This window comes from Lysinibacillus sp. GbtcB16 (assembly GCF_019091145.1).
In the GTDB taxonomy this organism is placed as follows: Bacteria; Bacillota; Bacilli; order Bacillales_A; family Planococcaceae; genus Lysinibacillus; species Lysinibacillus fusiformis.
On the sequence record NZ_JAGXJV010000473.1, the window covers coordinates 1 to 265 of the forward strand.

At 40.8% G+C, this 265-nt stretch carries 1 protein-coding gene; it reads left to right on the forward strand.

The window, feature by feature from the left end:
- Positions 1-265, forward strand: a 265-nt coding sequence (locus KVT27_RS24950; protein WP_217582204.1) for a hypothetical protein, incomplete at both ends; no start/stop codon positions are given.

Sequence of the window (265 nt, forward strand, 5' to 3'; positions counted from 1 at the left end):
CCATACCGCAGGGCTTTACGAAATCAGGCACCTTACAATCAGGTTATATCATTGATGGAGATATTGCCGATATTCCATTCAGAAGATCAGGAGAGCAATACGTCGCGGATAACAAAACATTTGCCATCACAGTAAAACCAGTGGCGAACAACAACTACCCACTCTCCAATGCAACTTTAACGTTTAAAGACTATAGCACCGCTAATGACCAAACCTTGTTATTTACGAATCGGTTGATTACAGCCTTCACGAAGTTAACTTATTT